11 protein-coding genes are annotated in these 14,081 nt (G+C 41.5%); 8 read left to right on the top strand and 3 right to left on the bottom strand.

Annotation, left to right across the window (positions count from 1 at the left end; all coding sequences use genetic code 11):
* Positions 1–13: 13 nt before the first annotated feature.
* Entirely contained in the window at positions 14–1,108 is a 1,095-nt protein-coding gene (locus FJX03_04590) for a glycosyltransferase (protein MBM3632968.1), read from the bottom strand.
* Complete coding sequence (locus tag FJX03_04585) at positions 1,105–2,223, bottom strand: glycosyltransferase (GenBank protein ID MBM3632967.1); 1,119 nt, start codon at positions 2,221–2,223, stop codon at positions 1,105–1,107. The genes FJX03_04590 and FJX03_04585 overlap by 4 nt, the downstream gene beginning before the upstream one ends.
* A gap of 318 nt (positions 2,224–2,541) precedes the next feature.
* On the opposite strand from FJX03_04585, the gene typA reads away from it, so the two are divergent.
* The 8 genes from typA to FJX03_04545 all read left to right on the top strand — a co-directional run bounded on the left by typA (position 2,542) and on the right by FJX03_04545 (position 13,302).
* On the top strand, positions 2,542–4,362 hold the full coding sequence (typA, locus tag FJX03_04580; GenBank protein ID MBM3632966.1) for a translational GTPase TypA: 1,821 nt from the start codon (positions 2,542–2,544) through the stop codon (positions 4,360–4,362).
* An 18-nt stretch (positions 4,363–4,380) separates the two neighbouring features.
* On the top strand, positions 4,381–5,400 hold the full coding sequence (gene tsaD / locus FJX03_04575) for a tRNA (adenosine(37)-N6)-threonylcarbamoyltransferase complex transferase subunit TsaD (GenBank protein ID MBM3632965.1): 1,020 nt from the start codon (positions 4,381–4,383) through the stop codon (positions 5,398–5,400).
* A gap of 165 nt (positions 5,401–5,565) precedes the next feature.
* Entirely contained in the window at positions 5,566–6,570 is a 1,005-nt protein-coding gene (locus FJX03_04570) for an NAD(P)-dependent glycerol-3-phosphate dehydrogenase (GenBank protein MBM3632964.1), read from the top strand.
* Positions 6,570–6,980, top strand: coding sequence for an EVE domain-containing protein (locus FJX03_04565; GenBank protein ID MBM3632963.1), 411 nt, complete (start codon positions 6,570–6,572; stop codon positions 6,978–6,980). The genes FJX03_04570 and FJX03_04565 overlap by 1 nt, the downstream gene beginning before the upstream one ends.
* Positions 6,977–8,227: an O-antigen ligase family protein gene (locus FJX03_04560; GenBank protein MBM3632962.1), complete on the top strand. Its 1,251-nt coding sequence runs from the start codon at positions 6,977–6,979 to the stop codon at positions 8,225–8,227. Before FJX03_04565 ends, FJX03_04560 begins: the two co-directional genes overlap by 4 nt.
* On the top strand, positions 8,208–10,151 hold the full coding sequence (locus FJX03_04555) for a hypothetical protein (protein ID MBM3632961.1): 1,944 nt from the start codon (positions 8,208–8,210) through the stop codon (positions 10,149–10,151). Before FJX03_04560 ends, FJX03_04555 begins: the two co-directional genes overlap by 20 nt.
* Positions 10,152–10,155: 4 nt before the next feature.
* The gene (gene asnB, locus FJX03_04550) at positions 10,156–12,123 is read left to right on the top strand and encodes an asparagine synthase (glutamine-hydrolyzing) (GenBank protein MBM3632960.1); all 1,968 of its coding nucleotides are present in this window, start codon (positions 10,156–10,158) and stop codon (positions 12,121–12,123) included.
* 282 nt (positions 12,124–12,405) lie between these two features.
* Positions 12,406–13,302, top strand: a complete 897-nt coding sequence (locus FJX03_04545; GenBank protein MBM3632959.1) for a streptomycin resistance protein — start codon at positions 12,406–12,408, stop codon at positions 13,300–13,302.
* 13 nt (positions 13,303–13,315) lie between these two features.
* Here the strand turns inward: FJX03_04545 and FJX03_04540 are convergent, their stop codons facing one another.
* On the bottom strand, positions 13,316–14,074 hold the full coding sequence (locus FJX03_04540; GenBank protein MBM3632958.1) for an NAD kinase: 759 nt from the start codon (positions 14,072–14,074) through the stop codon (positions 13,316–13,318).
* Positions 14,075–14,081: the final 7 nt, after the last annotated feature.

The raw sequence follows: 14,081 nt of genomic DNA, 5'->3' as shown, positions 1-14,081 counted from the left end.
AGAATTTCCTTAATTAATGCAAGCTCTTATAAAATGAAACATACCTTTTCCGCATCGCCGAAAGGCTATAAAAATTCAAAATCTGCTCCCGACTCTCTTGCCCTATTGCCTTTCTTTCTTGGGGAGATAATGTCAGCAATCTCTCCAAGGCAAGAATAAGTTTATTAACATTTCGAGGCGGAATAATTTGTGCCGGGGCATTCACCAGCATCGCTGTATCTCCCACATTTGTTGCGATGACGGGAACTTCACACGCCATACCTTCACCAACAACGTTCGGGAACCCTTCACCAAAAGCGGAAGATAATACCAAAATATCCAAGGAATTTAAGAATTCTGGCACATTTTTCCATATTCCTAATCTTAACAATCGGGGAGGAAGAACAGGCCAAGTTGCCGTTTTTGTTCCTTTACCAGCCAAAATACAGTAAAGATTTTCATGTTTTTGAGAAAGTATTTTCATAGCCTTCAAAAAAGTAGAGTGATCTTTCATTGGATCAACACGACTAAGCATACCAATCACAAGGGCGTTTTCAGGAATGTTAAGAGATTGACGAAATTTTTGACTGCCAGATCGATTGGGATAATAAATATCTGTATCAATACCATTGGGAATATGAGCCCAACGTCTTGGACGATATCCCATAATTTTATGGAATTTCTTTCCTGCTTGAGAATTTGTTACAATAGCATCTGGATACCGAGAAAGAAATTTCAATATCATTACAATAAGTCCTGTTTGCTTTGAATATTGAGATAGGTCCATATTTGAGCAGCGAATATTCCAAATAATTCGAGGAACTCTCGCAAGCCTACCAATTAAAAGACCTAAAAAATCTGCATGATAAAGCCAAGTTTGTAATACATCTGGTTTTTCCCGACGCAAAATCCTATAAAGCTGCCAAAAACCGGTTATCGATTTATGGAGATTCAAACAATAAAGATAGACGCCCGGCTGACCAACAATTTGTTTCCCAATAATTCCTTCATCTTTTAAAGAAATAACAACGTGCTCTAAAGAAGATTTTTCAGGATCAGTCACCAGGGCTTTTAATTGCTGCTCTGCGCCCCCCAAACCTAATCCTGTAATCAAATGAGCAATTTTCATGAGGATACCGTCGCATCTGTTAAAGTTTTTAGAGTTTGATCTACCATTTGCGACACACTAAATTTTTCAAGGATACGATTGCGAATTTCATCTTTTGAGGGAAGTTGTTTCATTTGAAATTTTATCGCTTCAATAAGTGCCTGCGGATTTTGGGGGGGAATGATCACTCCTTGATCACCAACAATAAAAGCCGCATCCCCAACATCTGTAGCAACAGTTGGAATTCCACAAGCCATAGCTTCACCTAGACTGTTTGAAAATCCTTCTCCAAAAGCCGAACATAACACCATAATATCTAGGGCATTAAGTAATCCACAAACATCTTTCCAGATGCCTAATCTCAGAAATTGGGGAGAGACAGAAGACCAAAGTGCTGTATCTGTCCCCGCACCTGCAGCTATAAAATAGAGATTTTTATATTCAGAACATAAAGCTCTGAAAGCCATCACATATGTCTCATAATCTTTCATGGGATCAACACGCGCCAGCATGCCAACCACCATAGCATCTTCGGGTATGCCTAATTGATAACGGATGGCTTTTCTTGAATTCAAATCAACTTTAAATGTTTCTGTATCAATCCCATTGGGTATGACAACTGCATGATTTAAAAAATAGCCTAAGGATTCATGATAATTTCTGCTAAACCATGAATTAAAAATGATGGTCTGCACATAACGCGAAAGCTTTCGTTCAAACCAGGCTGAAAGGCCCGCAAGCCAATCATAGCTACTAAATTTCATATTTGAAGCCCGAATTCCCCAAACGACGGGTTTAGAAACAAAAACTCTCCCCAATATTGCGACAATATTTGACGTGGTCAGAAAACTATAAACAACATCAGGATTTACAACTCGAATCGCCTTCAAGTAGCGACTAAACCATCCCAAAAGATCCCATCGACCTTTTTTATGAAGGGAATAAATTGAAACACCGGATTGCAGCAGGCCTTCTTCCAGAGCGCCTCCAGAATAAAACACACAAATAGTAACCTTATAGCCTTTTTTATGAAGCGCTTTAGCCAAAACACTGACTTGCCGTTCAGCACCTCCAACGTTTAAAGAACGGGTTAGAATAAATATCGATGACAGGTTTGTTTGTTGTTTTTTCACCATAACGCCTCAGATATTTTTCAACTTTTCCAAAAATGTTCAGCACTTTCTTACACGATTACAAGAGGTTTTGCGACAGAATTCGATTTTGCTAAATACTTTGTCAACTGTACATTATCCCCCCATCCAACTTATACTACCTTTTTTGCACAAAGACTGCTATATTCCCGTGGCAAGAGCTTTTTTCTTGAAAATATTCGCCGATGTTCAGAAAAATATCAGACATAAAAATGCCTGATAAAAGAGTTGTATTTATCCACAAGCTCACCCATATATAGATTAAGAATACTTATATACTTTAAATTTAGGACTTTTATTCAAATGACTCAAATTCGCAATATTGCCATTATCGCTCACGTTGACCATGGGAAAACAACACTTGTGGATACCATGCTGAAGCAAAGTGGTACATTTCGAACCAATCAAAATGTGGCTGAGCGTGCCATGGATTCCAACGACTTAGAACGCGAGCGTGGTATAACGATTTTAGCAAAATGTACCTCATTATTTTGGCAAGATGTTCGCATTAACATTGTTGATACGCCGGGCCACGCGGACTTTGGTGGTGAAGTTGAGCGCATTTTGTCAATGGTAGATGGCGTGGTTGTCCTAGTGGATGCCGCTGAGGGCCCTATGCCTCAAACAAAATTTGTATTAAGTAAAGCCCTAAAACTTGGATTACGTCCTATTGTGGTGATCAATAAGATTGATCGTCAAGACGCGCGTCCTGAAGAAGTACTAGAAGAAATTTTTGACCTTTTTATGGCTTTGGATGCCAATGATGACCAATTGGATTTCCCGATAGCCTATGCTTCCGGTCGTGGTGGATGGGCTGTTCGAGATTTGACTCAAGATCGTGTTGATATTGCCCCTCTATTTGATCTCATCATTAGCCATGTACACGCTCCCAAAACGATAGAAGATGCTCCTTTTTCTATGTTGATTACTACTCGGGAATATGATTCCTACTTAGGTCGTGTTCTCACGGGGCGTATTCATTCAGGAACAGCGAAAATTAATATGCCTGTCCGCGTTCTCAATCGAGAAGGACAAATCGTAGAAACAGGACGTATCAATAAATTACTTGCCTTTAGGGGACTTGAACGTATTTCCATTGAGCAAGCAGAAGCTGGAGATATTATTGCCTTAGCGGGACTAGAAAAAGCAACGGTTGCAGAAACTATTGCGGCCCCAGAAGTTACGGAAGCTTTGCCCGGCCAACCAATTGATCCCCCGACCTTAGCTATGACATTTTCTATAAATGACTCTCCTCTTGCTGGAAGAGAAGGAAGCAAACTTACCTCCCGTATGTTAAGGGATCGGTTAACAAAAGAAGCAGAAGGAAACGTGGCTATTCGTGTCACGGAAACTGCAGATAAAGATGCTTTTGAAGTCGCAGGTCGTGGTGAATTACAGCTTGGTGTTATTATCGAGACTATGCGTCGCGAAGGTTTCGAACTTTCCATTAGTCGTCCTCGCGTTCTCTACCAAACTGACGACGCTGGAAATCGTCTAGAACCCATCGAAGAAATTCAAATTGATGTGGATGATGAGTTTGTTGGCACCGTTGTAGAGAGTATGAATTCCCGCAAATCCGAAATGCAAGATATGCGTCCTTCTGGTGGTGGCAAAACACGCATTATTTTCTTTACGCCCTCTCGAGGATTAATAGGATATCACGGACAATTCCTGACTGAAACGCGGGGAACTGGCATTATGAGCCGAGTTTTTCATGAATACGGACCCTTTCGAGGTTCAATTGAAGGTCGCCGAAATGGGGTACTTATCTGTAATGGAAGTGGAGAAACAACCGCCTATTCATTAAATACTTTGGAAGATCGAGGTATCTTATTTCTGGATCCCGGCACGCAAGTTTATCAGGGAATGATCATTGGTGAAAATAGCCGTGAGAATGACCTGGAGGTGAATCCCCTGAAAGGCAAACAACTTACCAACGTTCGAGCATCCGGAAAAGATGAGGCTATTCGTTTAACGCCTCCAAAAATTATGACTTTAGAACAAGCGATTGCCTATATTCAAGACGATGAGCGCGTGGAAGTTACACCCAAAAGCATACGCTTGCGCAAAGCTGTCTTGGATCCTAACGATCGAAAAAGATCAGAACGCGCTGCTAAAGGTTAAATTTTAAAGGAATGGGCCATGATCGTTTTGGGCATCGAAACCAGTTGTGATGAAACAGCTGCGGCTGTTGTTCGAGATGATCGAACCATTCTTTCTAATTCGCTAATATCTCAAATCTCAGGCCACCAACCTTATGGGGGGGTAGTTCCTGAAAACGCTGCCCGCGCTCATTTGGACCATCTCCATCCCCTCATTGAAAAAGCACTGAAAGATGCCGATGTTACCTTAGATAACCTCGATGGTATTGCCGTAACTGCGGGGCCCGGATTAATCGGGGGCGTCCTTGTCGGTGTTATGACAGCCAAAGCCATCGCAGCCGCAAAAAACCTTCCTTTTATCGCTGTCAACCATTTAGAAGGCCACGCATTAACGGGGCGACTCACCCATGATTTACCCTTTCCCTTTTTACTTCTTCTAATCTCGGGAGGGCATTGTCAATTTCTAGAAGTCACCGGCGTTGGGCAGTATCGATTATTAGGCTCAACAATTGACGATGCCGTTGGGGAGGCCTTTGATAAAGTCGCTCGTATTTTTGGATTAGACTATCCAGGAGGTCCTGCTGTAGAAAAGTTAGCCCAAAAGGGGAATGGCAAACGATTTTCCTTACCGCGCCCCCTAAAGGGTCGTGAGGGTTGCGACTTTTCCTTTTCTGGTCTTAAAACTGCCGTACGAATGATTGCTGAGAAACACACACCCTTATCCCCCCAAGATAAAGCCGATTTAGCCGCCAGTTTCCAAGAAGCTATCGCTGATTGTTTAGAAGAACGCGCCTTAAACGCTTTTAAAATGCTTCAAGCTCCTTGTAAACATTTTGTTGTTGCTGGGGGTGTCGCGGCTAATGCAGCCTTACGTTTAAGACTGTCTACCTTAAGTACAGCACATGGGTTCAGCTTTGTTGCACCCCCCTTAGAATTATGTACAGATAACGCGGCCATGATTGCCTGGGTTGGGATTGAAAAACTTCGATTGGGTCAACAAGACTCATTAAATTTTATCCCCGTTCCCCGCTGGCCTTTATGTGCTTCTAAAAATAGTTAATGACTCAGCCTACTCCCTTTTTTATCCTCATATTCTTTACCACTCCCCTTCCCTTAAGACTTGTAAGAAAGCAGGGCATCATAAAATCCATTATTCAATAAATAGAGGTAGCACAGGACGCTATTAAAGCTGGCACAAAGTGTCTGAAAATAGTATAAGTTCTTCATGAAGAAAATCTACATTATTGGCGCGGGATCTTGGGGAACAGCCCTTGCATTAACCGCCTTACGCGCTGACAAACAGAATGTTACGCTCATAACGCGTCAAGCAAAAGAAGCTTCTATTCTCTCAAAAACCCGTATAAACCAAACTTACCTGCCAAATATTCCTCTTCCCTCAGCTCTTACAGTTACCCATGACCTTGAAACTCTTCGGGACGCAGATATTGTTCTTCAAGTCACACCTGCCCAAACAATCCGGGAGATCTGCCTTGATGTTCAAAAACATCTTCCCCCGACCGCACCGTGGGTAATTTGTTCCAAGGGAATATTGCTGGGGGGGGATAAGGATGAACCACAGTTATTATCTAAAGTCAGCCAAGACTTGCTTCCCAATCCCATAGCTGTTCTCTCAGGACCATCTTTTGCAGATGAGGTCGGCCTTAATCTTCCCACAGCCGTTACTGTGGCTTGCGAAAACGAGAAAATCGCCAAATTGATAGCCGGAGCATTCCGTCATCCTCATTTTCGGTGTTATATAAGCGATGATCCCATCGGTGTTCAAGTGGCCGGAGCCGTTAAAAATATTTTAGCGATCGCTTGTGGAATCGTCCGTGGAAAAGGATTTGGAAATAATGCAGCCGCAGCTCTCATTACACGAGGCCTTGCGGAAATGCGCCGGCTTGGACTTGCTCTTGGGGGAAAGAGTGATACATTTTTAGGACTATCCGCCGTGGGAGACGTAACATTGACGTGTTCAAGCGAACAATCTCGCAATATGCGTCTAGGATTAGCCCTTGGGCAAAAGGGGGCAAATGTGGAAAAAATTTTGAAAGAGTGCTCCTTTATTGCTGAAGGCGTACCCACCACGGCTGCAGTTTATAAATTATCCCGCGCTTTATCCATACCTATGCCCTTATGCCAAGCTCTATACAATCTCCTTTATGATCATATTCCTCTTGATAAAGTGGTAGATCATATTCTTTCTCACCAATCGGAATTGGAGTTCTAATGCAGTATTGGTTGATCAAAACAGAACCCTCTACCTGGTCTTGGAATGATCAAGTAACAAAAAAAACGACCTTGTGGGATGGTGTGCGAAATTATCAAGCATCCAACAATCTAAAGGCCATGAAAATGGGTGATCACTGTTTTTTTTATCATTCGGTGAGTGATCGTCAAATTGTAGGTATAGTTGAAGTCATCCGAACATATCATCCAGATCCTTCCGACGAAACCGGGCGATTTGGAATGGTTGAAGTTAAAGCCGTCAGGGCTTTAAAAAATCCAGTAAGTCTAGATGTCATTAAGAATGAGCCCCGGTTGGCTCACCTATCTCTTGTTCGCCAATCTCGCTTGTCAGTCATGCCCATTGATAAGCCAGCTTGGACACTTATCCTACAAATGGGGGATACGGTATGAAACCCGTCATCCTCTCTTTAGTCACTCAACGGTTTCTGAATTTCATTATCTTCTTATTCATACCTCTATCCATTTTAGCGCCCCACAGTATTGTTTGGGAAATCGTTATCGCAGGCCTGATTGGCCTCTATTATAATTATAAGCAGCGGCTATATGTATTACCTCGCTACTTGGTAATGGTTCTTTTCGCGATTCCTGTTTGGGGACTTGTAACATCCCTATGGTCCATAAATCCCACAGCTTCTTTTCTGGCGAGTTTAAAAATTCTCTCCCTAGTCACCTTTGGCCTCGCGTGGTGTCGACTTTCATTGAGCTTATCTGAGGAATCTCAAAAGAGCCTCATTAAAGCCTTTTTAGGGGGACTATTTTTTGGTCTTTTGTTGTTAAGTGCGGAAATAATATTAGGTAATCCTTGGCGAATATTTTGGGGCAAAACCCCCTCCAAAGCCTTTGCGCAAGGATCTCTAATGATCTCTTTAGCTGCTTGGCCTGCACTGTATTGGATGTGGGAAAGACCGTACTCGAAGCCCGTACGATTTGGTTTAATTCTCAGTTTATTCTTTTTGCTATTTTGGAGTTTGTTTCAAATTGATTGTGATACCTCTTTTGTGGGATTATTTTTGGGAATTTGCACTTTTTGTTGCACCTTCTTTTTCCCTCGGATTACTTCACTGGGAATGCGCTTGGGCGTTCCTCTCTTTATAATTTTTTTTCCTATTATCAGTCTAAATGTTTTCAAGCAAGAAAATATCCCCACCATTAATACTTACACCCGTTCTTCGAGTTATATTGATCGCATTTATATTTGGAATGAAGTCGCTACAAGTATTTTAGAACATCCTTGGAAAGGCATCGGCATGGATGGCACGCCGCACCACGAAAAGAGTCATATGATACGAGAATGGACATTCATTGATCAGCGCGGTGTTACTCAGAAAAAGCAATCACCCCGTTTTGCGCTTCATCCTCATAATGCTATCCTCCAACTTTGGCTAGAACTTGGGTTTTTAGGTGTGATATTAGCAATACTTCTGACACACTTCACTCTCAATCAAATTTATCGAACCAACCTGGTAGTCACGGAAAAAGCCATTTGTGCCGGATTGTTTACAGGAGTTTTTACAATCGTTTGGGTAAACTTAGGGTTTTGGCAAAGTTGGTGGATTTCAGGCCTATGGATTATTATAGGTTTAACAACAACCCTATTTAAAAGAAAAAGGGAGGCCTATGAGAGAGTTTTTACATAAACTATTATTACAACGTCAGAAATTGATCCCCAGCAATTTCAAAACTGAGTGGGTAATTTTTATTTCAGATCTTTTGGTTGCTCTTTTGAGCCTCTACGTCACCTTACGTATATTACTTGGCAAAGATATACAGACTTTACAAATGTCTTTTATTTTAAAGCATTGTCTGGTGTTTGCCCTTATCAGTTTTTCATTATTTTCCTGGCTTCGCAGCAAACAAGGTACCTATCGTTATATTTCCCTAGAAAAAATTCCTGGGATTTTGGGATGTGCGGTTTTAGCCAATTTACTGTATCACCCTCTCATGCTGCTTATGGGCAAATTACCTCCCCTAACCCCCATTTTAAATACTTTTTTGTTTATGACAGGCCTTCTGGTACCTCGACTGTTAGCTCCGTTTTGGAAGCAAGAAGTCATAAAAACAGCGACCGTAGAACTTGCCCCAAAAATTCCTGTTATTGTGATTGGTTATAACGAACAGATCGGCGCATATTTAAGAAAAAATGAGACACTTCAAGGCAACAGAGCTGAATTTCCCTATAATCTGGAAGGTATTCTTCTCAATCATCCTTTAGGAAGTGATGATCTGCCTCCTCCCTTTCCTGTTTTGGGAATGATTAGTGACTTTGTCTCTATCGTTCAAAAACTTTCTACGGAAGGTCGCGAACCCAAACGTCTATTGATTTCTCAAGATGCATTAAATTATATGCCCTTGCGTCAAATTCTCTTAAAGTTTCAAGGACGAGGAATTCTAAGTTTACGCTTTGAAGTTTCCCCAGCTACCCATGAAGTCACTTTACGCCCACTCCATATTGAAGATCTAATTGGAAAAGCCGCTCTGGGTAATTTTCAAACGTCTTCAATTGGATCTGACTGGCAACAAGTTCAGGCATTAATCGACTCAGCACGTATTTTGATCACAGGCATACATGATCCTGTTATCAATCAACTGGCCCATCACATTGTGGGATTTTATCCAAAACACTTAGTCATGGTCGACCCATCCGAACAGGCTCTTGCGGGTCTAAAAATAAAATTTAATCAGTTGTATCCGGATGTTGTTTGTGAATACGTCTTAGCCTCTATTACAGATCGTGCGACTCTAGAAAGACTTGTTAAAACACATAATCCCCAAATCATTATTCATGGAGATCGTGTCACAGATCCCGACCTTGTCACGAATAATCTCCTAATGACCGTTCAAAAAAATATTTTAAGCCCCCTTCACTTTGCTCAAGATGTCCTAAAAACGGAAGCCTGTCTCTTTGTCATGGTAAATGCCAATGCGCCTTCTCGTTTAACCCGACTCATTACCACCCTCATATCTCAACAGCTTCAAGCCCTTGATAAAACTTCCACAAAGAAAAATCCAACACGGTTTTTAGTGATTAATAGTTGTGAGATATGGAACAATCTAGATTCAAAGACAGCTTTTTGGACAGAGCAATTAAACCAAGGTCTTAAAATAACTCTCCCCTCACCAGATGCATTTTCCTATCTTCTGTCTGCTGACGAAGCCGCAAAAACCATTTTACAAGGAATTGTCAAAGCCCTGATTAACGAAAAAACAAAAGGACAAGTTCTTAATCTTACGGGTGGTGAACCAACCCGATTCCTAGAACTGATTCGGTCTCTTTCTCTTCTCAGTGGGCTAATACCTGAAATCGATGCCAAAATTAGTTTTTCTGGGGAAACAATTTCTGTAAATTCCTTTGAAGGGACGGACCTTCTTCAGCCTATTTTACCGGGCATGACTATGGGCCTAACCAATCCTCCCATTAGTTCTGAAGATGATTACCTTTTAACGAAGCTCACTGATTTGTTAGAAAAAGGCCAAACGGCAAAAATTGTTTCTTTGTTAGAAAAAGTCATTATTGATCAAAAGAATGCTGATGCGGCTCACTTTTTTCAACTAGCAGGATAAATAAATGTGTGGAATTGCTGGTTTTATTACGCCGGGTTTAACGAACGCTATGACGCTTATGCGCCATGTATCCGATATGACTACTGCTATTGTTTATCGAGGTCCTGATGATGAAGGAACATGGGTCGATGGCCCTGCTGGGTTAGCCTTAGGTCACCGCCGTCTTGCAATCCAAGACCTATCCCCCGCCGGGCATCAACCTATGATTTCTCACTGTGAAAGATGGGTCATGGTTTATAATGGAGAAACCTATAGTAATGCAGAACTCCGCCCTCTCTTAGAGGCACGGGGTGTTGTTTTTCGAGGACATTCAGATACAGAAGTGATGTTAGAAGCTATTGCGGCATGGGGTATTGAAGAAGCCGTAAAGAAATTTATTGGTATGTTTGCTTTTGCTTTATGGGATAGAAAAGAATTAAATTTATATTTGGTACGGGATCGTTTAGGAATTAAACCTCTTTATTGGGGAAAATCGGGAACAACATTCTTATTTGGTTCTGAACTCAAAGCTTTACAAGCCTATCCTGACTTTCATCCTAAATTGAATTATCAAGCTCTTGCCGCTTACCTTAAGCATGCGTATGTTCCCTCCCCATTATCCATATATGAAGGAGTACACAAACTACCTCCAGGAACAATTTTATGCCGCACGCCGGATGGCCTCGTGACACAAAAACCATTTTGGACTTTAGAAGAAGTTATCACAAAAGGTATTTCATCCCTGAAGGCCACACCGGATCATTCGCCAGAATCAGCTTTAAATGAGCTTGAGTTACTCTTGAATGATGCCGTCACTCGCCGTATGATTTCTGATGTTCCCTTAGGAACTTTTCTATCCGGCGGTATCGATTCTTCGCTTGTGACCGCAATTGCTCAAAAAAATAGTTCTCGCCCGATTCAAACATTTACCATTGGTTTTGATGAGAAGGATTACAATGAAGCCCCTTATGCGAGAGCCGTAGCCGAACATTTAGGCACAGATCATACAGCCTTACTCGTGACCCCCCGTCGAATCCTTGATGTCATCCCAAGATTGCCTCACTTATATGATGAGCCCTTTGCCGATTCGTCTCAAATACCAACATTTCTTGTTTCTCAACTGGCTCGTCAATCTGTCACAGTTGCCCTATCAGGTGATGGAGGAGATGAGATCTTTGGGGGTTACACGCGATATATGTGGGGCAATACTTTGCAAAAAATATCATCCCGGGTACCCTTTTGTGGAGATCTTGCAAACCTATTAGCGATGATTCCACCCTCGAGTTGGGATCTCTTAAGTTATCTTATTCCTGCATCAAAGAGGCCTCCAAAACTGGGGCACAAAATCCATAAATTGGCACGATCTTTAAAAGCCAAATCTCCGGAAGCCTTATATGATTCTTTGATTAGTTATTGGCCAGAACCCTCTCTGGCCATTCCGCACAACTATGCACCAAATATCACGCGCTTTTCCCCTCAGCTTTCTGAATTTGTCTCCCAAATGCAGGCACTGGACACCATTACCTATCTGCCAGATGATATTTTAACTAAGGTGGATCGGGCAAGTATGGCCGTTAGTTTAGAGGCGCGAGTTCCTTTGTTAGATCACCGAGTCGTCGAATGGGCCTGGGCCCAACCACAGTCCTTCAAGATTAAAGGTAAATCCGGAAAATGGCCTTTGCGCCAACTTCTTTATAAGCATGTTCCTCAAGAGTTGATTGATCGCCCCAAAGCTGGTTTTGCCTTACCTATTGATGTTTGGTTGCGCGGTTCTCTGCGAGATTGGGCCGAAGATCTTCTCTCCCCATCGACCTTAAAAGAAACATTTGATCCGTTGCCAATTCGTCAACTTTGGAAAAATCATCTTGCCGGATATAAAGATCACAAAGAACCTTTGTGGACCATTCTCATGTTTGAGGCATGGCGTCGTGAAAATGTGAATCAACTTCATGAACCCATCCTGAAGCCAGAAAAAGCCAATGGATATTCTTGAAATTTCTTAAATTATTCCCAAGGCCCGAAAGCTAATAACAACCCTTTTGATATCATTGATTTTAAAGCTAAAGATTTTACCAGAAGCAGGGCTAAAAGGTGAAATTCGACATTTAAAATTTTGATATTTTTCGAGTGATAAGACTATTGAGCCAATAGTCTTACATCACAATAGTGAATAAAACCGTTATGTAGAATTAGCAATAATTCTCTTATAGTTAAAAATCAATGTTTTATGTTATAATTATTTAGTGTTCATTCGATTTCTAATAGAGGATATCTTATGGAATTTAATCCTAAATTTATATCCAACATCCAGGACATTTACGGCGAGGACGGCGATGCTTGGCTAAAGAATTTACCTCATTACATCAAACAATTATCTTCACTTTGGGATTTTCACCTCATAAGTCCCATGGAAAATTTGTCCTATAATTTTGTCGGAACAGTGAGGATGAATGCAACCTCTCAAACCGCCATTCTCAAGATGGCTCCAAAAGGCGGAAGCCTTATTCCAGAAATGCGATGGCTCAACTGCCTCAAGAAGGGAATACCCGAGCTTTATAAATTTGATGAAGATCTTAATGCCTTTTTAAGAGAAAATCTTGAGCCAGGATACTCTTTAAAAACCCTTGTCAAAGCAGGAGATGATGATGGGGCCACAAAGATCATTTGTGAAACCATTCGCAATATTCAGTCACAACCTTGTGCGAAAGATACATTCCGGCATCTTTCAAAATTACCTATCGTTCTTTCCACATTGGACGGAAAATTTGATCCAAAGCTTTTGTCAAAAGCCAAAGAGCTATTTTCAGATCTTTGTGCAGACCGCTCTCATGATGTTCTTCTTCATGGAGATTTGCATCATGATAATATTTTAAGCTGCCGAGGAGGCTGGAAAACAATTGATCCGCATGGATATATTGGCGATCCTGCCGCAGAAGTAGGCGCCATGATTCGTAACGCCTTCGATTGCTTTCCAAGTAATCACTCCGTTTCAAAGATTGTGAGTAGACGGTTAAGCATATTGGCCGATGAACTTCCCTTTGATCCTCAAAAAATAAAGGCATGGGCTTTTTGCATCACAGTTCTTTCAGGTGCTTGGAGTGCAGAAGACCATGGTGACGTACCCGATATTACCCTTCAAGTGGCGAAAGCAATCAATCAAGCGACGATATAATTTATAAGAGATATTAAACTAAAAACTGTTCACCCAAAATTCTTTCATCTAAATTATGGTCGGGGTCAAACAGAAGACGATATTGGGTTTTAGAATCTTGACAAACTTCAACTTTTTGAACATCCCGGACTTCAAGATCATCCGCTGAAGCACTAACAGGTCGTTTATTGGTTTCTAATATTTCTAAAGTTACCTTAGCTATATCTGGGAGAAGAGCTCCTCGCCATCGTCGAGGACGGAAAGCACTAATGGGTGTCATAGCCAAAAGATTTGCATTCATGGGGATAATAGGCCCATGGGCCGATAAATTATAGGCTGTACTCCCTGCAGGCGTTGCAATTAAAATTCCATCACAAACGAGGGCATCCAAACGCACAATCTGATCTACAGAAATACGAATCTTAGCTGCTTGCGCGCTTTGACGAAGTAATGAAACCTCATTGATTGCGTGGGCAGTAATTTCTCCCCCTCGACTATCCGTAGCTATCATTTTTAATGGATGCAAGATGGTTTCATTGGCTTTAGCTAATCGTTTAAGTAAGTTTGATTGTTGAAAGGTATTCATCAAAAATCCCACGCTGCCACAATTCATCCCATAAACAGGTTTGTCTAAAGACTGATAAAGGTGAAGTGTCTTGAGCATAAATCCATCACCACCTAAAACAATTATGACATCTGCCTTTTCTGGTTCGGTAGAAGCATAAAATTTTTTGAGTGTTTCTTTAGCTTTTTGCGCCTCTGGTGTGGTTGCAGCGATAAAGGCAAGTTCCATGGTTATT

Source organism: Alphaproteobacteria bacterium, from assembly GCA_016870095.1.
Classification (GTDB): Bacteria; Pseudomonadota; Alphaproteobacteria; order Paracaedibacterales; family VGCI01; genus VGCI01.
This window is presented reverse-complemented; position numbering and strand designations above follow the sequence as displayed.